Below are 505 nucleotides of genomic sequence, written 5' to 3'. Positions count from 1 at the left end.
AGCAAATTCAGCTGCTAAAGTTGGTGCTTACAACAGAATGGGTAGACTGCAAAATGGCAAAACCCCTAAACACACTAGAACTGTTATCGTGGGGCAGGAGAGAGAAGTGGTTGAAGCATACGGGATTCACAATGGGCAAGTGGTGCTAGGAAACTATAAATTGACAGATGAATGCAATCACTAGTGCTTAACAGGCTCGAGAAGGTGGTTTTTAGCCCGATACAGCGTGATTTGAGCGTGGGTAGGGTAAAGACAGCGGGCATGTGGTAAATTGGCTTAAAATGGCTAAAATGAATAGGAGTCTAAAATGAAGAAAATTAAAGAAATATTTGAAAATGTATGGTTCAGATTGGCTGAGTGAGTTATAGGATGCACATTATGTTTAAGTGTATTGATCGCTCTAGTAATGTGAATGTAGAAATGAATAAAAAATAAGAAGCAATTAAGCTTCTTTTTTCTCGTCTGTTTTTGAATATGGGTCTTTGACATCCACGTGAAATCTCTT

1 protein-coding gene is annotated in these 505 nt (G+C 38.6%); it reads left to right on the top strand.

Going from position 1 to position 505, the window contains the following annotated elements; all coding sequences use genetic code 11:
* Window positions 1-184, top strand: a 184-nt coding sequence (locus N1032_RS28130; RefSeq protein WP_259544047.1) for a hypothetical protein, incomplete at its 5' end; no start/stop codon positions are given.
* Between the last annotated feature and the right edge of the window lie 321 nt (window positions 185-505).

It is taken from the genome of Herbiconiux daphne, assembly GCF_024979295.1.
GTDB classification, from domain to species: domain Bacteria; phylum Actinomycetota; class Actinomycetes; order Actinomycetales; family Microbacteriaceae; genus Herbiconiux; species Herbiconiux daphnes.
This window is presented reverse-complemented; position numbering and strand designations above follow the sequence as displayed.